Raw genomic sequence first — 19,150 nt, 5'->3', positions numbered from 1 at the left:
GTATAAAGCTATCTAAAAGTATAGCCGGAGCTAACCTTTATCAGGTAACTCCGGCTATACTTTTTAAGGCCGGTTTTTTATATCCTGCAGCCATTTGCAGGCATGCTGCGTACACAGCCCTGAAATACACCAATGCATTTAATAGATGACAATGAATTCTACCAGCGAAGCGCACCTTCTTTTTAATGCAGCCCGAAAAGGGGATGTGGCGAGTCTAAAGCAATTAATAGCAGACGGAGCCGACCTGAACATAAGAGACGATAGGGGGTTCTCGCCTCTGGTTTTAGCAAGCTACGACGGCCACCTGGAGCCAACCAGGTTACTGCTGGATGCCGGCGCAAGCCCCAATGCGCAGGATAACGGCGGCAACACAGCTCTGATGGGGGTAAGCTTTAAAGGCTATCCCGACATAGCGAAGCTGTTGATAGAACATGGCGCAAAACTGGATACCAAAGGCGGCAATGGCCTAACTGCCCTGATGTTTGCCACCATATTTGGTCGCAACGATATGATAAAGCTACTACTTGAACATGGTGCAGATGCAAGTATAAAAGATGTACGAGGCCTCACTGCTCTGGACCTGGCCCAGCAGCAAAGGAACGAGGTAGCAATAAAATTGCTCAAAACACCTTAGTAGGGACAAGTCGCGACCTGTCCTAAGATCGGCCTGTTAATGCAATAGTTCAGGTGGCGAAGGTAATTACCGATGTAACAAGTATAAATTACCGGTCTGTTTGAATTGTTGTCTGAATCAGGATTTTCAGGATTAAAAGATGAACAGGATGTTCGAAAGTTGAGGCTTTCCTGTTTTTATACTTTTTTTGTTTCATAGCTCATCCTGTTACGCGGACAGGTCGCGACCTGTCCCTACGAAGAGGGTAATTATTGCTCACAAAAAACGCCGGCCATACTTAAGCAGTAGGGCCGGCGTTTATACTTTGCGGCATCAGTTGTTTTGTTATAGATCCAATGCCCGCTTCTTTAAAAGTATAAATTCTTCTTCGGTTATAGAACCTCTGTCGCGCATGTCTTCCAGGCGTTCTATCGTGGAGATGGAGTCTTCTACGGTCTTGGGTTTTTTGTCTTCACTTCGAAAATCGTCTGCCGTATAAGCAGAATAATCAGACTTGGTATGATCTCGCGCAGTACGGTGCTGTACTTCACGGTCATTTGTATAAAACCGTTCTTCGTTATAAGCTTCGTCGTTGTAAAAATCCGGGGAAATGCTGCGATGGCCTGTGTCCGGTTGGCGAAGTGATTCATCAAACTCCGCCTTAAAATCTTTAGAATCAGCCAGGGATTCGTGCTGAGCTCTACGGAAATTGTCACGGATAGCATACTCATAGTCTTCTGGTATAGGCCCGCCGCGGTAAACCGGATAGCGGGATATAGACTGAGAATCTATAGAAGAGACAAACACATTTTTGCCTTTTTTATCGAGTGCCGCCGCGCCAATTGGTACCAGCAGGTATTGGTCTCTGTCGGTGTTAAAGAAACTGCGATCTGCCACAACAGATAAATAGCGTGCTTTCATAGCCTGCAGGTCCACGATCAGGTCTTTTACTATACCCAAACTCTCACCATCTGCACCTACTACTCTCCAGCCGATCACATCGGGGTTATCCTTTGCTATTTTATAATCTTTCAGGTTACTGAGCTCTGCCAGCCTGTCATTTCTTGTTTCGTCGGTTGCCATTGTTTTCCTTTAGTTTAAGTTTGTTTTATAGCTGTTTATACTACCATTGGTCGAGTGCCGGCTGGTATTACATAATCTACTGCCACATCATCATCCAGCGATGTGTTTTCAGTAGCAACTTCATAAATTCCCCAGGCAAGTAACGCTATAATTACGAGCAGAAGCAGCCACGGCCAAACAGGTTTCTTTTTGCGTTCAATGTTTATCTCAGCCATTTTAATACGTTGTTAGTTCATAGTTTTTAAGTGCATCACACTCCTTTTTTAAGTAGAGCGCAATAGTGAGTTTAATACGCTGGCAAACAGATTATAGTTGAAAAAGAGATAGTTCATAAGCTTTTGTTGGTAGAAATACCAACAGGAGAGTGTATGTGCTGCACAGGGTTCGGTCCATCACAAATTCAGATACATTCGTCACATTTTTTGTTTTTCCTGTAAGCATTCTATTATCATTGTCCCATGAATGATCTGACACTTAAATCTTATATTTCAGAGCCCATCCACCGAAACAAGGTAGAGTTTTGGGCTGCTACCACCATATTTGTTTTCGCCTTATTCTCACTGGCTATAGGGGTTAGCCCGAACAGGCGCCAGTTCTTTGAGGCTGGAATACAATACAACTACTACGAGCATTACTTTTTTCCGCAGCTGTTTCGTTACCTGTTGCTTTACCTTGTGTTCCTGTTAGCGAATTTTGTGCTGGTGCCAAAGCTGCTCAAAAAAAATCGCCTTTGGCTGTACATTTTCCTGACGCTTATAACTTTTGTGGCAGTTGGATTCTTTGTCGGCATTCTGGATACCTATACGAAAGGCTACCTGTTTGCCAGGTTCAAATCGGAGAATCATACATATGATTACATTTTTCAGCAGAGCTTCCATTATGCCTTCTGGCTGCTGCTGATGCTGGGCCTATATACCGGTATTAAGTATTCAGGGCTTTACCTGTTGTCTAACTCTACTTATATTGAGTCAAAGTACCAAATCATAACACGGGATGTGCTTACAGCTTTTATAGCCTGGATGGTAAGTGTGTTTTTGCTTTTGATCCTGAATGCCGAAGAAGAAATTACTGTTGTATGGGGACTGGTGTCGCTGAGTGCACTGGTTATTTATTGTGTGTCGTTTTACTCCCTGCTTCCAAAGGCACTGCATAAAAAGAACCCATTCAGGTATTATGCCATGATTTGTACTGGCATTCTTGTAGTTTCCTATCTGCCAGTGGCTTTCCTGATGATGGTGATTTTTCAGGACGAGGAGGATGCTTTTGGTGTTAGCTTTTTTAATCTGATGTTTCACCTCTTCATAACTATGCCTGCTACCTGGTTTCTGTTTAAGCGCCACTTAAAAGGCAATGAAGAGCTGTATGTGCTAAAGAACGAATTGGGTAAGTCTGCCGCAAACCTTGACTTTCTGCGCTCTCAGATAAACCCGCACTTTTTGTTTAATGCACTTAACACACTTTACGGAACCGCTCTGCAGGAAAATAGTGAACGTACGGCGCAGGGTATACAGATGCTAGGCGATATGATGCGCTTTATGCTGCACGAGAACCTGCAGCAGAAAATCCTGCTTTCGCGTGAGGTCGAATACATGCAAAACTTTATAGAACTGCAGACATTGCGTACATCAGCATCCCCGAACATCAGCATAGAAACTAAGATACAGGACGTTGTCTCGGATAAGTTTATTGCTCCGATGCTGCTGATCCCATTCGTAGAGAATGCCTTTAAGCACGGCATAAGCCTGAAACATAAATCCTGGATAAGAGTTACGCTGCACACTGCCGGAAATAAGCTATACTTTGATGTGTACAACAGCATCCACGCCAAGCAGGAGCAGGATCCGGAAAAAGACAAATCTGGCGTTGGCTTGATAAATGTGAAGCAGCGCCTGGAGCACCTGTATCCGGGTAAGCATGAACTGATGATCAGAGAAACAGCTGAAGAGTACTTTGTGCACCTTACACTGCAGCTCTAGATTCAAAAAAATAGCATTAATCTTGTTCAGCAATTATAAAGAGTAGTAAAACGACAAAACAGATGAAGGCAATTGCAGTAGACGATGAACCCTTAGCATTGGAAGTAGTGAAAACGTTGTCATCCAAGGTTCCTTATTTAGACCTTAAGGCCACTTTTACAGATGCTTTTCAGGCGCTGGAATACCTGCAAAGAGAGTCGGTTGATCTGATCTTTCTGGATATTAAAATGCCTGATATTACCGGATTGGAGTTTGTTGCCAGTCTGCAAAAGAAGCCGCTGGTGATCTTTACTACAGCCTACTCGGAGCATGCAGTTACCAGTTTTGAACTGGATGCCATTGACTACCTGCTGAAGCCTTTTTCGTTGGTCCGTTTTGTGAAGGCCTGCAACAAGGCTCAGGAATTATATCAGCTACGCACTGGTAGTACAGCAGATACAGCTAAGAATTATACTTTCCTAAAGACGGGATATGAGCAGATAAAGGTACATTTCGAAGAGATTCTATACTTAGAAGCTGCAGGCAATTACGTGACCTTTGTGCTGGAAGATAAGAAGCTCCTGACCCGAATGACTATTACGGAAGCCAGTGATATGCTGCCACCTGAAAAGTTTGTGCGTGTGCACCGGTCCTACATTGTTGCCAAAGACAGAATAGATAAAATAGAGCGCCACCAGGTGTGTGTAAAAGGCAACGAAGTACCGGTTGGCGCATCGTATATGCAGCAGCTGCAGGTTTAGCATACGCTTACATAAAGTATAGCACTATCCACCCTAAGTGCTAGTGAATAATAAGGTTAGTTGTTTGTAAATGGCACCTGTGCCTGGTTCTTTTCAAGAAGAGTTTAGGTGCATTTTAAACTCTCCTGTTGATAGGGGCTGGGACGGGTTTGCCCTTTTGCGAACAGACAAAAGAGTTGCTCTTCGAGATTTGTAATCCCGAAACATCTGATATGAGGATTTGCAATCCGACTTCTAGCTACTACTTGTGGCTTAACAGCTGGCAAAGTATAACATCGGATTGCAAATCCGAAAGAGCAGATGAGACAACGGAAGTCAGACGCCTTTTGCAAACAGATTTTGAGAGAAAAGTACAAATACATATAATTTTTACAGAAGCTGCGACATGGCCATGAAGCTGTAAATTTACCATAGAATTACCCTTTCTATTTTAGAACGAAACCTATAAACATCACGATCTAAGCTCTTTATTATGAAAAAGATTATACTTATGGCCGTAGCGGGCTTTCTCGCTGCACAGGCTTCTATTGCCCAAAATGTGGCAGGCCAGCCAGTAGGTGCTGGCAAGGCGCCAGTCGCATCACAACCCATGGCAAAAGGCGAGGGTAAGATAAGCGGCACTATTCAGGATGAGGTGACAAAAGCCCCTGTGGAGTTTGCCTCGGTGGCGCTGGTTAACAAAGGCACGGGCAAAATTGTAAATGGCTCTACTACCGACAGCAGAGGCAGGTTTAGTATTGCTGAGGTTGCTCCCGGGCATTATAAGCTAACCATAAGCTTTGTTGGCTACGAAAGTATGGTAGTTGATAATGTGGCTGTTGAGAAAGGAAAGGATGATGTGAACGTGGGAACAGTTATACTTAAGTCAAGCACAAAAACTCTAAGCGAAGTTACTATTACCGGAGAAAAGCCTTTGATAGAAGACAAAGTGGACCGTATGGTTTACAACGTTGATAAAGACATTAACCCTGGTGCAACAGCGGCCGAAGTGATGGCGAAAGTACCGGGAATGAGTGTAGACCTGGAGGGAAACGTACAGCTGCGTGGCAGTTCTAATATTCGGGTTCTCATCAACAACAAGCCGTCTGCGGTTGTGGCCAGTAATGTAGCCGATGCCCTTAAACAGATTCCTGCCGACCAGATCAAAGCCGTGGAGGTGATCACCAGCCCATCGGCAAAGTACGATGCGGAGGGAACGGCAGGTATCATCAACATCATCCTGAAGAAAGACAGCGGTGTACAGGGCCTGACCGGAAACTTTGCTGCTAATCTGGGCACGATTAACAGCAATGCCAACATGGGTCTGGTCTACCGAAAAGGCAAAGTAGGTGTAAGCAGCACCCTGGGCTATGCAATGGCCGATATGCGTGGTAAAAATAACATTACATCGGTTTTCGGCCCTGGATCATCTATATCCAGAAGCACGCAGAATGTTGATGCTAACAGAATTGCTTCTTCCAGGTTACTGCAGTTTGGGGCCGATTATGGGCTTGGTAAGACAAGTTACATTGCGGCAGGCATTCGCATGACGATTCCTGATGTTGAGTTTAAAACAACGCAAGTAACTACAAATACTTTTAAGAGTTCTCCGGATACCAGAAACACCCGTGTAGGCAGCAATGGCTTTGAGGGAATTAATTATGATATCAACTTAGACTATACCAGATCCTTTAAGAAGCAGGGGCAGGAGCTTTCGGTGCTGGGACTCATAAGCAGGAACAGCCGCGATAACGAAAACTTTATGGAGTTGTTCCAGGACAGCCAGCTAACACAAAAGGAGCAGAACTACAACGATGCCTACAACGAAGAAATGACTGCCCAGGCTGATTACACGCATCCGATAAGTAAAACCCAAACCTTAGAGATCGGCACGAAAGCCATCTGGCGCTATGCCGAAAGCGACTACCGTTTCCTGGTGGCAAGTCCGGCTTCATCGCCTTTTGTGCTGCAGCCAGAAAGAACGGATGTGTTTTCTTATAACCAGGATGTGCTTTCTTCTTATGCGATGTATGGCATGAAACTAGAGAAGTATAACCTGAAGATGGGTTTAAGGTACGAGCATACCGAGATTGATGGAGACTTTATTACAAACGGCACTACAGTAGCGCAGGAGTATCAGAATCTGTTCCCTGGCTTTTCTGTGTCCAGGAACCTGAAGGAAAACCAGACGATCAAGTTCAACTACTCCAAGCGTATTCAGCGGCCACAGTTGTCTCTTTTAAACCCTTACGAGAACGTGAGTAATCCGAAGAATGTGACGCGTGGTAACCCTGACCTGGAAGCTGAGTTAACAGATGCATATGAGTTAGGTTTTAGTACCTTCTATAAATCCGGCGCAACAATAAATGCATCCTTGTACCTGCGTCAGACAAACAATGCCATCCAGTCACTCAGCACGCCTTACAATGGTTCTAACCCGGACTCTGTGGGCAGAGTAACTACTACTTTCGGCAATATAGGGCAGGAGAGTTTCTGCGGGCTTAGCCTTTCTAGTAGTATAAAGTTTTTGGAGAAGGGTAGGATTAGCAGTAACGTAAATCTGTTCTATGCCTCTATTGACGGTGCCGGACAGCAGCAGTCTAACTCCGGCATTGTATACAATACCAACCTAAATGTGTCTTACAACTTCAACAAAGGTTTCAGTGCACAGATGGCAGGCGATTATAACTCGTCTCAGATATCGCTGCAAGGTAAAGTGCTGCCCTACGGAACCTACAACTTTGCCCTGAGAAAAGAAGTGCTGAACAAAAAAGGAAACGTAACGCTGGGGGTAAACAACCCATTTAATAAGTACGTGACGCGTGAACGTGTAATCAAGACATACAACTCCGAAAATATACTTGTTCTGAACCAGACCAACGCCCTGAGTATTAACATGCGACAGGTACGGTTGAGCTTTAACTACCAGTTCGGAAAGCAGGATGCCAAAGCCAGGCCACGCCGGGTTAAGAAAGTCTCTAATGACGATGCCAAGGAAGGGGAAGAAAACTCGATGCAATAGTTGGTAATCTTCCGCATAAGTGAGTTTAAAGACTGGTTTGCCTGTACTGCTCCATTCAAAGAAATTGTTTAGTGTTTGCTGTAAAAGCCTTTGGTTTTAGCCAGAGGCTTTTTTGCCAATATGGGTTATCGCTTTAAAGGCACTACAGGAAGTCAACATCAGCGTAAAGGCATGCTGTATTTGCTTTCATTCTTTTTAGTGAAAATGGTTTTTTGCATTACTATCTGCAAAAGTTACTGGCTGACAGTAATTGTGATCCGCCAAAATCCTGGTTCTTTAATTTCGTACTCCATCCTGCTTTGTACCAATGTTGAGCCACCACCGCTTGAAGTAGAGAACTGTATGCTGCCTTCAAACGGGAACTGCACATTCCTGAAGCCCAGAAATAAGCCGGTATTCTCCTCAATGCCACTTGAACCCGCAATCAGAATGTCCTGGGGAGTATAAAAACCAGTGGTTATGATCTTGAACTGAACATGCATCTGCTCGCTTTCAGCTACTTTTGTAAAACTGACACGCGGCATGTTTGTTCTGCCTATGATTGTATACGCCTTCTTGTTGGCTTTCCTTTTATCGTAGTAGTCAATATCCGGATTTGGAATGGTAATCGGCACAGGCGCTTTCTCAGCCAATATCTCTTTCCGTTTGCCAAGTATGTAAAAAGTAGAAAGCTGGACAACTACATTCCGTTTCCATTTTTCACGGTGAACCAACTCTTTGAAGCTCTGGTTAAAGCGCAGGCCCAAACCAAGCCCCAGGTCTGTCTGGTAACCGAATCCGCCGGTAAAACCAATATCAAAGTCATCAGCGAAGCCAATAAGGTCGCGGGTATGCTGGTGGTCGGTAACTATACCGTTTGAGTTAGTGGTGCGTGTTTCTGTGCGCCTGCCATTCATGAAAAATGAGAGTTGTGGACCAGCCTCCATATAAAATCGGTTTGTTCCTGCTCTGGCAAGAATAGGTATGTCCAGGTAGTTCAACTGCGTTTTCTCACGATACATCACCGTATCCTTAAAAACACCCTTGTTATTTCTGGCTATCTCATAGTAGTAACCCTTCTGCGAGTACATGGACTCCGGTTGCAGGTAAAGTTTACTCCCTATTTTATGAGTCAGCATAAAGCCGCCATGATATTGATACAGCCAATCGTAGCTACCTTTTGTGCTACTGATCCCATTAATTTTACTCATACTAGCACCAAAGCGAATCCCTGGCATTGTCTGGGCCATGAGAAAGTTTAACTGATAGAGTAGTATGAACAGGAGTAAAGTTGTCTTCATAGGATAACTGGCAACGGTAGTTATTATTGATAATATAAGTATAATTTGTATTAATATAATACGAGACGTGGTGATTTAAGTACACTGTTAAGGCGTGTGCTATCGCGATGGCGATTTGACGTTCAGGAAAATAGCTTTTGAGCACTGGCGATAACCTTGGGGCTGTGCATTTCTTACCTGCCAATCACTACCATGATTTTTGAATGCGCTCCAACTTTTTCCTGTCAACTGTTGGGCACCCGCTTTGTGGATGTGTTGAAAATTTACAGCCTGGGTAGGCATATTTTCCGTTTTAAAGTATAAATTAATTTTGCTCGCTATGCTGGACATTGTTATCGAAGCCCGAAAAGCATCTATAGGACCTGGAATGGATGTTCGCCGGATACTTCCATTCCGCTTAAAACGAATGGTAGGCCCCTTTATTTTTATGGACCATGCCGGACCTGTGGCAGTACAACCTAAAACATCAGATTCTATGGATGTATTGCCGCATCCGCACATTGGACTATCAACCGTAAGTTATTTGTTTGGTGGGCAGGTAACCCACCGCGACAGTCTTGGGGTGGAGCAGGTTATTCGTCCCGGGGAAGTAAACTGGATGACGGCCGGAAGTGGTATCGCCCACTCAGAGCGGTTTGAAGACCCTTCAGCCCTGGCAGGCGGTAAACTGGAAATGATACAGACCTGGGTGGCACTGCCGGAAAAAGATGAGGAAGCCGCACCAGCATTCAACAATTATAAACCTGAGCAACTGCCTATTTATACCGATACCGGTGTATGGATGCGACTGATAGCCGGAGATGCTTACGGACTGATGAACCACGTTAAAACTCATTCTCCCTTATTCTACCTGCATGCTATACTAGACAAAGATGCGCGCTTCGGGCTGCCGAAAGAACACGCAGAGCGGGGAATTTACATTGCCAACGGAAGTATAGAAGTTGGTGGCAGAACGTATACTTCGGGGCAAATGCTTGTGTTTAGCAAAGGGGTAGATCCCAAAATACTGGCAAAGGAAAAAACCACGCTTATGCTACTGGGAGGGGAGCCTTTGGGAGAAAGATTTATCTGGTGGAATTTTGTGTCATCAAGGAAAGAGCGCATAGAGCAGGCAAAAGCCGATTGGAAAGAGGGACGTATACTTTTACCTCCTACAGATAACCTGGAGTTCACACCATTGCCTGAAGACCGATCCAGGCCAGCCGGAGATCCGCCACCTCAGGCGCTTTCCTGAGTTAGGTAGTTGTAAAGTATAATTTTGGGTAGTACCTAAGCCGGGGTTATACTTTAAACAGACTGGACATATAAAAGTATAAGCTATCGAATTCTGGTGTTTATACTTCTAAAGCACATCCGAAGTTAAAAATCCTGCCCAAGCGATATCTGTCCCACATTCTTTAGTTCGTTCAGATCCTTGTAAAACTGCTTTACGTGCAGGCCTTCGGGCACAAATACATATAGTTTGATGGTGGCATTCTGTTTGTTTTTAGACTGAAGCACATTTATACTTTTGGTAATGATATCATGCTTCTCAAGTATGGTCAATATTCTGCTTGTCTCGATTTTAGCTGACTGAAAATTGATCTTCAAGATTTTTAAGGCCCCAGCATTGAAGAATTTTTTCTCTACCTTATCCAATATGGCTAGAACAAACAAGAGGAGTAGGGTTACAACTGTTGCGGCCCCATACATGCCAACTCCAACCGACAGGCCTACTGCCGCTACGGCCCATATTGTAGCAGCGGTAGTCAGGCCGTGCGTGCTTCCGCCAAGCCTGAAAATAGCACCAGCCCCTAAAAAGCCTATACCGGAAACAACCTGGGCCGCAATTCTTCCGGGGTCTACGTTAGGGTAATCAGAAAATGACTGCGGAATAAAAATAGAGATCAGCATAAGCAGGCAAGAGCCTACGGATATAATTATATGGGTTCTTAAACCGGCATTCTGGCGCCTGCTCTCTCTTTCCCAACCCAATAGGCCACCTAATAAAGTACTTAAAAGTAACCTGATTATAATAGTACTGGCATTGAGATCCGTTGATTCTAAAATAAATAAGTCCATAGATTATCTAACTACACCTAGCTATATAGACTTTACTTAAGACTTGGGGGAAAGTTGAGTTGTGAGCAGAAACCGGGCTTGATTTTATAGTTAAATGAGAGGTAAAAGATAATGCTTTACATCGGAAGTATTTATGCTTTAAGATGTTACATCCTGATCTACAGCATGTTTTGATTTATACTTATACATTAAATTATACTTTAAAGTAGAAGCAATTGCATAGTCTTTTTGTAGCGCGTTATTTCTTTTCGCTTCTGGTAAAAGGCACAAATATCACCGGCATCAGATTTTTTGTAACGGCTTTGCCCTTTCTTTTTTCTATCAGCATCAGCGATTGCGTTGCAAAAGCAGGACCTACTGGTATAACCATTCTACCGCCTTCTTTTAATTGATCCAGAAGGGGTGGAGGAACAGACTCTGCGCCGGCAGTTACAACAATAGCATCATAGGGAGCATGCTCTTCCCAGCCTTTGTACCCATCACCGACTTTTACTTCCACGTTATCATAGCCTAGCTTTTTTAACCGCTCTGCAGCCATTTTTCCGTGTTCAGGCACAATCTCAATGGTATAAACCTTCCTTACGATCTCTGCTAAAACTGCTGCCTGGTAACCTGAGCCCGTACCTATTTCGAGTACTTTCATGTGGGGTTTTGGTTTGATAACCTGTGTCATGTAAGCAACAATATAAGGCTGCGAGATGGTTTGTCCATAGCCAATGGGAAGCGGGTGGTCTTCGTAAGCTTGTGAAACCTGATCCTGAGGAACAAACTTATGCCTTTCAACAGTACGCATCGCATCCAGCACAGCTTTATCAGATATGCCTCTTCCCTCAATATGACGTTTTACTAGGGCTTCTCTTCTGTCTTTGTAAACATCTGCCTGCAGAGAAAACAAACTAAGCAAGTATAAAAGCAGGACTGAAACAGGGGTAAACATAAGGCGATACAAGTTAGGGTAGAAGTGCCATTAAGAGAGCAGCAATATCCGCAAGCAGCGTACCAGGTGTTATTATTTTATACTAGTGGTTTTAAAATAAGTTCTTTTAGGGGTAGGTGGCTATAAGTGTCAGTTTGTCATTTAATTACAATGGTAAAGTTTGCGCGTACTTTTTAGGATTTTAAATCGAGCTTGATAGCAATTGAAGTAGTCTTAAGATGCAAATTCAATTGTTATAGATTAGTTTTTTACGATTACCTGATTATACTTAGTTGGGGAAAAAGTGCCATCTAAAGCCCTGATACATTAAACAATGAAAAATATGTTCAACAAAACTTTGAGTATATGTAGATAGGAAGCTTTAATCTTAAAGTATAATCTGGCTTGTAGTATAGAAATATTCATATAGATAGCTCTGATTTAAAAGTTACTAAGCCTTTCTAAAAGAACTAGTGGCGATGTAAAGCGATTCTCACTTTATACATCAGTTTCTTAATCTATTGTGATTCCAATGCAGAAAATAATTTAAATTCGTTAAAGCGTATACATTAGATTATAATGGAAATTAGGCTTTACCAGATTTAAAAATTAGCTATTGAAAAACTAAGTTATGAGTACCAGATCAAGAGACCAACAAAAAAAGCAGCGCCAAAAAGAATTCAAGGAAAGGAAGGCACATCAGGTGTCACTTAAAGTTGCGGTGAAAAAAGCTAAACGCGATGCATCTAAGAATGATGAGGGAATTGATTAAGAAACCCAAAACCGAAGACTAAGCTTTTCCCTTTCAGAAGGTTATGAGGTTACTTCCTTTTATATTGAAATTTCGTTGAAAAAGAAGACTGGTAATTAGCATCTCATTCACCATTTTAAAACTAGGCAAGAGATTATATTTTCTACTACTTTGTAACTTATAATACTTATCTCACAGTGAAAATTATGAAAGATAGTAATGTGCTAAACTATATTGAAGATGCATTAAAAAATATGCCAACTGACTGGTTGAGGCTGACAACACATCGGCTGGATATTTATAATGAGCAATTAGCCAAAACCCAATTCTTAGAGCAGTTTGAAATCTTATTTAAAGATAATAATTCTGAAACATCAGCGCTCAGTGAACTGCCCACCGCATTCGACTATATTCGGTTAGGCCATCCATTATCCTCAGTACTGGAATGGACAATTGCTAAGTTGAATAAGCTAAAACCTGAAAATGTAATAAGTTTTTCATCGAAGACGGTTCCTATTTTGGCAGTTCTAAGAAAAAGCTTGTTGGATCATAAGAACACACAAATCATTTATACCGGTGAATTACCAGAGTCTTTTGATGCAGAAGTACTAAAGCGCGTTTATGGGTATAAGTTTGACCTAAAGCATGTTGAGAAAGTAGAGGATATCTACCAATTTAACGGCAGCACGATATTCGTTTCACAAGAAGATGAAATTGGTAAAGTAGATCTCAACCCGAATATTGATTTCCTTGTACAAGCTCATTCTCACCTGGGAAGCATTTTATTGGTAAATGGTGAGCAAAACGAGAGCTATATCTCAGAAATCCAGCATGTGCGAAGAAGAGAGACAATTGCGATGACGCCGGCTAATTGTTATTCTGCCTTGCAGCAACTGATCGGAAAATCTGTTTCCAATAATGAGAAAAGTGCCGTCGAGGAGAACAAAGCTCTTGTCTTAAATTCAATTAAAAAGATTACCGGTACAGATACCAAAGCACTGATTGGTTCCTCCGGGCTGTCTATTCAGTATGTGATCATGATGGGGTTGGTTCATGATGCCTTGGATAATCATAATGGAAAAGACATCAGATTTGTTGTGCCTCCAAATTGCTATGGTGGAACAAATGACCAGGCCAGGCGAATAGATGCATGTATCGATAATGTTGAAGTAGTAGATTTACCGGTTGATGGGAATCATGATATGGTTCAAAGTATTGATACAGTGCTGGATAAAATTGCTAACGAAGATGCTGTTTCCTACATTATCGCTGAGATTCCAACAAACCCAAGAGTCGAGGTTCCGGATCTTGAAAAGTTAAGAAATGTGCTGAGTAAGGAGCGTAAGACTGCTACCGGTGGAGTTGCCATTGATCCGGTGTTTATCCTGGATCAGACATTTTGCCCGAATGTACAATTCGCAAGCGAGGAGAACATACTCTCATCGGTCAGGGTCATATCTTATGTGAGCGGATCTAAATTCCCGAGTGGCGGAAAAGTTACAGCCGGCTACTGTGTCGCAAACACTAAAGCTGAAGCGTTGCTGGAAAGAATTCAACAGCACCTGATACTTTGCGACAACGAGGCTACAGATTTTCAGATGGAGGTATTGGCAGAGCAATTGCCTTCCATGAATCAAAGGATTGAAGATGCTTACAGGAACACACGTGAATATGTAAACTTTATCAAAGAGGTTTTACCAGCGGCAAAGATCAATTTTGTTTCGGAAGAACTGGCAAAAGAAGGATTTACGCCATCCGTATTTTCACTGGATCTTCCTACTAAAGGGAACACTGATGAAGAAAGGGAAGCTTATAAAAGAGCATTAAATTTAAAGCTGATTGATATGATGATCAGTGAAATTCCGAACGAGAGTAAATACTGTGTTAGCTATGGACAGTTAAAAGGGTGCTATTGGACGATACCCGCAACATCCACGCAAGGGACAACTAAAGAAGACGACAAAGATTATATTGCCCGTGTAGCATTATCCCCTGATATGGATCTTGAACTTCATAAAAGAGTCTTTTTAGATTTTGTTGAGCAAATTTAAGCCTTTAACAAGGCACTGTTGCTGTCCTAGAGCAATAGTGCCTTGCTCTTTTCAGGATTATAACTCGGTTCTGAATTTCGGATAGTACTTAAATTTGATAGAGCTGATTTTAACTACATTATCCAGTTGGGTTCTAATCATTTTATCTAGTTCCTCGGTACAGAAGTTTTCAGGTTGGTTCGCATCAAATTTAGTTGTCTTGCCGTTTAGCCTATTGATCTCGGCATCAAATTGCATGTAAACCAGGAGGAGATCCTTTAGCTGATCTTTGCTAAGATGAAGAGCATTCCTGATCATCACAGACTTGGCCTGCATAAGCTGCTCCTCGACCGGGATACTGGCCAGCCCTTGTTCATAAGTTTCTGGCTCAACGGCAACAGGCATGCTTTCTGGCTGCTCCTTAGCAATGTGTTTTCTCTTCCAATGCTGTCCGGTTATAGGTATTTGTATCAGTCGGTTACGCTGGCATTGATTTCTCCCCGGCAGAGCTGCCATATAAAAGTAGAGCGATGCAGGGAGGCCCCAGCACCGCTTTACTTTTCCTCCAACGAGAGTTAAGTATAAATCATGTTTTATACTTAAGGTTTACTTATTTCTGAGCGCTTCCCTTCGCCTCTATATCTCGCAACAATTCTTTTACGGCAGCCTCTAACTGCTGGTCCTTGCCTTTGCTCACCAGTTCATATTCGTTAGCCATTAACACGTCTGGCTCGGTCTGCAGGTTCTCCAGGTACTGACCCTGAATATCCTTTACACCTAGGGGCGGTACACCCCAGCGCACATTGCCGTTCTGCAGCATTTCCCAGCCGGCGAAAGTACATGTACCCGGCACCGGCTTACCTACCAGCTTGCCCAGTTTAAGGTCTATATAGCTGAAAGCGAAACAGTGGCCGTCGCTGTAGTTGGCTTCGTTGGCCAGTGCGATGCTCGGCTTGGTCCAGCGGAAAGACGGCTCGAAACCGGCAGAGCGGGTGTCGGTGGTATAGTCCAGGAACTTCTGACCGCTCAGGAACATGGCAAGATCAGCTACCAGGTCGCCGCCACCGTTGTTGCGGGTATCTACCACCATGCCTTTGCGGTTGGCGTATTTGCCCATCACCTCCTCGTACACGGTGCGGTAGCTCGGGTCGTTCATGCCCGGTATGTGCACGTAACCCAACTGGCCGTTACTCAAACGATCCACCTCCTCGGCATTGCGGCGTACCCACCGCTTGTAAAGCAAGGCGTTTTCCTCCCCTTGCGTGATTGGTTTCACGGTGATGTCTTTTCTGTTTTTCCCGTTGGCATCCGTTACAGTCAACAGCGTGTTCTTGCCGGCTTTGCGGTTCAGGAACTGTGCCAGGTCTTTGTCTGGTGTAATGGTTTCACCATCGATCTTCTCGATAATCATACCTGCTTTCAGGTCCAGACCAGCTTTGTTCAGCGGACCACCCACGATCACTTCGTCCAGCTTAATTCCGTTACCGGTATAGGCCTGATCGTAGAAGATGCCAAGCGAAGCAGTGGCGTCGCCGTTTGGATCGTTTTTGCTGTAGCTGGAGCCGGAGTGTGATACATTCAGCTCGCCCAGTAATTCGCTTAGCATTTCAGAGAACTCATATTCGTTACTGATGTGCGGCAGATAGGCTTCATAATCGGCCTTTAGCTCGTCCCACTTAGCGCCGTGGTAACCAGCCGTGTAGAAGGTCTGCTTGGTACGGCGCCATACGTGCTCAAACATGAAGGCGCGTTCCGCGGCTACATCCAGGTTCATCTCACCGTCGATCTTCACCGTCTCCTGCTTGCTGTTGCTCGGGTCCAGTTTCACGATTTTACCATCCGATTCCAGGAAAATGTTTTTCTGCTCTTTGTCCCATACCATGCGGGCGCGGTTGGCGTTCAGGGTCACCAGCATTTTGGTTTCCTTGGAGCGCAGGCTCGTCGACCACAGGTTGAAGCCTTTCTCAAATTTTGCCAGGTAGTACAGTGTTTCACCGTCTTTGGACATCAGGGCATCCGACAGGGTAGAAGAGTGCAGGGTCAGTTTGGCTTTGCGGTAAGGCAGTCCTTCCCAATCTATCGCTACAGCACTCTTCTGAGCAACCTCGTCTTTCTTAGCTTTCTTCTTTTTATTTTTCTCCTGCTCTTTTTCCTTCTCTTCTTTTGCCGCTTTTTCTTCCTGCTCTTTTAACAGGGCATAGTCTTCTTTGCTAAGCCTATACTTGTCAAAAGCGTCCTGTGTGAAGAATAGGGCGTATACGTCAGCCTGAGCTCCACCACTGTTTGCTTGGCTTCGCATGCCGTCGCGGGTGCTGTTCCAGATCATCATTTTGCCGTCCATCATCCACTTAGGGGCAAAATCATTGTAGCCGCTCTCGGTCAGGTTCATTTTTTTGCCTTTGCCGTCAGAGGCAATGATGCCCACCTCGCCATTGGCAAAACCGGGCTCAGAGTACTCAAACAAAAGCCACTTGCCATCCGGACTCCAGGTATAGTACTGGTCGTTGTCGCGCATGGAGAATAGCTCGTTGGTGTTGAGAATGGTGCGCACCTGCTTGCTGTCAAGGTTAAGCACTTTGAGGGTCATGCGGTCTTCCAGGAAGGCAATCTCCTTTCCGTCCGGGGAGTACTGCGGATCGTAGTTTTCTTTGTCGTTTTCGACCAAGGCTGTTTCTTTGAGCAGAGTAGAGGCATAAAAGTAAGGCTCCTCAGAACGTACAATATGCGTCTTGTATATCTTCCAGCTTTTGCCGCGCTCGCTGGCATAGAGCAGCGATTTGCCGTCAGGAGAGAAGCTAACGCTACGCTCCTGCTCCGGCGTGTTGGTGATGCGTTTTGTCACAGAGCCTTCTACGGCACTTACAAACACCTCACCGCGGTAAATAAAGGCTACCTCTTTACCATTGGGCGACACTGCCAGATTACTAATGCCGTTTCCGACTTTAAGGATGCTTTCGTTATTGGTTTTGGCGTCGGTGGCAATGCGAACATTCAGCTTCTGCGCCTGTCCGTTAGCCTTTTTAGTGTATAACTCACCGTTCTGGCTAAAGCTTAATGTACCGTCGTTGGCAGACGTCAGAAAACGCACCGGATGCTTCTCGAAGGAGGTTACCTGCTCGGGTTTAGCCGAGCCCTGTGCGGCCATTTTGTGCACATTTAAGGTACCGCTGGCCTCACTCAGGAAGTAGATGGTCTTGTCATTGTCAGCAAAAACAGGGTTGCGGTCTTCGCCTTCGTAAGTCGTGAGTTTGGTGTGCTTGCCCGTTTTGGTGTCGTATACCCAGATGTCGCGGGTCACGGACGACACATGATGCTTGCGCCACTGGTTCTCACCGCCTTTTTTATCCTGATAGAGCATTTTGCTGCCATCGCGGCTCAGTTTTACCTCCTCGGCCGGCGTTGTAAGCACTTGTGTTACGCGTCCGCCTAAAACAGCTACTTGGTATAACTCCGGCTGGTAGGCTGTCGGGAACTGGCGGTTACTGGCCGCGTCCAGTCGGTTGGAGCTAAAGTACACGGTCTTGTTGTCATGGCTGAACTCGTACGGGAATTCGTTGGCCGAGTTGTAGGTAATGCGCTGGGCCGCTCCGCCTATAGCCGGCATCACGAAGATATCGAAATTACCGTAGCGGTCGCTGGCGAAGGCGATGGATTTGCCATCGTGGCTCCACACCGGCATGAAATCGTGTGCTTCGTGCAAAGTAAGTGGAGTAGCAGTACCACCCGCTGCAGGCACAGTATATAAGTCACCCTTATAGGTGAACACTATGGTTTTGCCATCCGGAGAAATAGATGGATAACGCATCCAGGAGGGCGCGTCTTGTGCAGCAACTGACAAAGCTGATCCGGCTGTCAATAGTGCTGATAGTGCTAAATTTTTGATCATAGGTTTCTGCTTGTGAGCCCTAATTTAAGGAAGAAGTATGGATTTTTTAGAGCTTTGGGAAAAGTGTTTGGATTTATTGGAAGAGTTCGCATTTAGAGCGGACTAAGAGCTGATAAAGAAGCTAAAATATATTACTTCAACATTAAGTGATTTATACTTTTTAATGAGAAGCCTAACTACTACATACACGATATCACTACTAATAGGGTCCGTTGGATTAGACGTGGATTCAGGACAGGGGAGCACAGGGCGAAACCTTCAGCATAACCGAGCAATAATGAAAGCGGTAATGGGAAAAACAGGTATGGCTCTGGAGGAGAAGAAAGCGAAGGAAATAGGTCAGGGGTGCTCTGGTAAGCGCTACTGCTTCTGTATAAATTCTATAAGCTTGACAGAAGTAGAAATTAATTAAAATAAAAAAACCACTTCACATTCAATGAGACGGCTTTCCTTTTAATCTTCAGTAGACCGAAGAATGGAATTATCGAACCTTTTCCATAGGGATTTAGAGGCCATTAATAATCTGCTTGGTGGTAAACATGCAATAGATGCCTTGTCTTAGGCAGTTTAGTATCTTGATAATCCGGAGTACTTATAATGAGGTAACTCAGTAATGTGAGTTAAATCTCGGGAATGATTGAATGCATTGTTTGCTGTTGGCTCTATCTCTGTATTAAATAGAACTCTCTTCATATTCCATTTCCTTAACGACAAGGTGGTGACTCTGTCTTTATTCATAGCCTTCTTGCCGTTCTAATGCCTTTAGTGGTTTCAAAATCAATGGTAAAACATATAGCATAAGTATTATGATTA

The 19,150-nt window shown here is 44.2% G+C and carries 14 protein-coding genes; 7 read left to right on the top strand and 7 right to left on the bottom strand.

Translation table 11 applies throughout. The annotated features are described in order from the left end of the window. The first annotated feature begins 151 nt into the window (after positions 1-151). The gene (locus tag K0O23_RS07390; RefSeq protein ID WP_394371683.1) at positions 152-634 is read left to right on the top strand and encodes an ankyrin repeat domain-containing protein; all 483 of its coding nucleotides are present in this window, start codon (positions 152-154) and stop codon (positions 632-634) included. A gap of 324 nt (positions 635-958) precedes the next feature. Here K0O23_RS07390 and K0O23_RS07385 read toward each other — a convergent pair whose 3' ends face one another. Together K0O23_RS07385 and K0O23_RS07380 are read right to left on the bottom strand one after the other, a co-directional pair. After that, the gene (locus K0O23_RS07385; RefSeq protein ID WP_219876763.1) at positions 959-1,696 is read right to left on the bottom strand and encodes a PRC-barrel domain-containing protein; all 738 of its coding nucleotides are present in this window, start codon (positions 1,694-1,696) and stop codon (positions 959-961) included. 35 nt (positions 1,697-1,731) lie between these two features. Then, positions 1,732-1,911, bottom strand: coding sequence for a hypothetical protein (locus K0O23_RS07380; protein WP_219876762.1), 180 nt, complete (start codon positions 1,909-1,911; stop codon positions 1,732-1,734). A gap of 243 nt (positions 1,912-2,154) precedes the next feature. Between K0O23_RS07380 and K0O23_RS07375 the strand changes: the two genes are divergently transcribed. The 3 genes from K0O23_RS07375 (at position 2,155) to K0O23_RS07365 (ending at position 7,413) form a co-directional block, all read left to right on the top strand. Then, positions 2,155-3,672 carry a sensor histidine kinase gene (locus tag K0O23_RS07375; protein WP_219876761.1) on the top strand — a complete coding sequence of 506 codons (1,518 nt, stop codon included), beginning with the start codon at positions 2,155-2,157 and terminating at the stop codon, positions 3,670-3,672. A gap of 62 nt (positions 3,673-3,734) precedes the next feature. Beyond that, positions 3,735-4,412 (top strand): LytR/AlgR family response regulator transcription factor, encoded by a 678-nt coding sequence (locus K0O23_RS07370; RefSeq protein WP_219876760.1) that lies wholly within the window; start codon positions 3,735-3,737, stop codon positions 4,410-4,412. A gap of 472 nt (positions 4,413-4,884) precedes the next feature. Beyond that, the gene (locus tag K0O23_RS07365) at positions 4,885-7,413 is read left to right on the top strand and encodes a TonB-dependent receptor (protein ID WP_219876759.1); all 2,529 of its coding nucleotides are present in this window, start codon (positions 4,885-4,887) and stop codon (positions 7,411-7,413) included. A 233-nt stretch (positions 7,414-7,646) separates the two neighbouring features. Here the strand turns inward: K0O23_RS07365 and K0O23_RS07360 are convergent, their stop codons facing one another. After that, a complete protein-coding gene (locus K0O23_RS07360; protein WP_219876758.1) occupies positions 7,647-8,693 on the bottom strand; it encodes a porin family protein in 1,047 nt (348 codons plus the stop codon). 319 nt (positions 8,694-9,012) lie between these two features. On the opposite strand from K0O23_RS07360, the gene K0O23_RS07355 reads away from it, so the two are divergent. Continuing rightward, a complete protein-coding gene (locus tag K0O23_RS07355) occupies positions 9,013-9,927 on the top strand; it encodes a pirin family protein (RefSeq protein WP_219876757.1) in 915 nt (304 codons plus the stop codon). Positions 9,928-10,052: 125 nt separating this feature from the next. Here the strand turns inward: K0O23_RS07355 and K0O23_RS07350 are convergent, their stop codons facing one another. Continuing rightward, a complete protein-coding gene (locus K0O23_RS07350) occupies positions 10,053-10,754 on the bottom strand; it encodes an MgtC/SapB family protein (RefSeq protein ID WP_219876756.1) in 702 nt (233 codons plus the stop codon). Between the two features lie 238 nt (positions 10,755-10,992). After that, positions 10,993-11,649 carry a protein-L-isoaspartate(D-aspartate) O-methyltransferase gene (locus K0O23_RS07345; protein ID WP_246596976.1) on the bottom strand — a complete coding sequence of 219 codons (657 nt, stop codon included), beginning with the start codon at positions 11,647-11,649 and terminating at the stop codon, positions 10,993-10,995. 652 nt (positions 11,650-12,301) lie between these two features. Here K0O23_RS07345 and K0O23_RS07340 point away from each other — a divergent pair. Continuing rightward, positions 12,302-12,442 (top strand): hypothetical protein, encoded by a 141-nt coding sequence (locus tag K0O23_RS07340; RefSeq protein ID WP_219876754.1) that lies wholly within the window; start codon positions 12,302-12,304, stop codon positions 12,440-12,442. A 185-nt stretch (positions 12,443-12,627) separates the two neighbouring features. Next, a complete protein-coding gene (locus K0O23_RS07335; RefSeq protein WP_219876753.1) occupies positions 12,628-14,472 on the top strand; it encodes a PLP-dependent aminotransferase family protein in 1,845 nt (614 codons plus the stop codon). A 57-nt stretch (positions 14,473-14,529) separates the two neighbouring features. Here K0O23_RS07335 and K0O23_RS07330 read toward each other — a convergent pair whose 3' ends face one another. Both K0O23_RS07330 and K0O23_RS07325 read right to left on the bottom strand, forming a co-directional pair. Then, complete coding sequence (locus K0O23_RS07330; RefSeq protein ID WP_219876752.1) at positions 14,530-14,967, bottom strand: hypothetical protein; 438 nt, start codon at positions 14,965-14,967, stop codon at positions 14,530-14,532. Between the two features lie 94 nt (positions 14,968-15,061). Beyond that, positions 15,062-18,337: a S41 family peptidase gene (locus K0O23_RS07325; RefSeq protein WP_219876751.1), complete on the bottom strand. Its 3,276-nt coding sequence runs from the start codon at positions 18,335-18,337 to the stop codon at positions 15,062-15,064. Between the last annotated feature and the right edge of the window lie 813 nt (positions 18,338-19,150).

Origin of the sequence: Pontibacter aydingkolensis (genome assembly GCF_019443125.1) — a bacterium.
In the GTDB taxonomy this organism is placed as follows: domain Bacteria; phylum Bacteroidota; class Bacteroidia; order Cytophagales; family Hymenobacteraceae; genus Pontibacter; species Pontibacter aydingkolensis.
The sequence above is the reverse complement of the archived record's forward strand: the minus strand, read 5'-3'. Positions and strand labels throughout refer to the sequence as shown.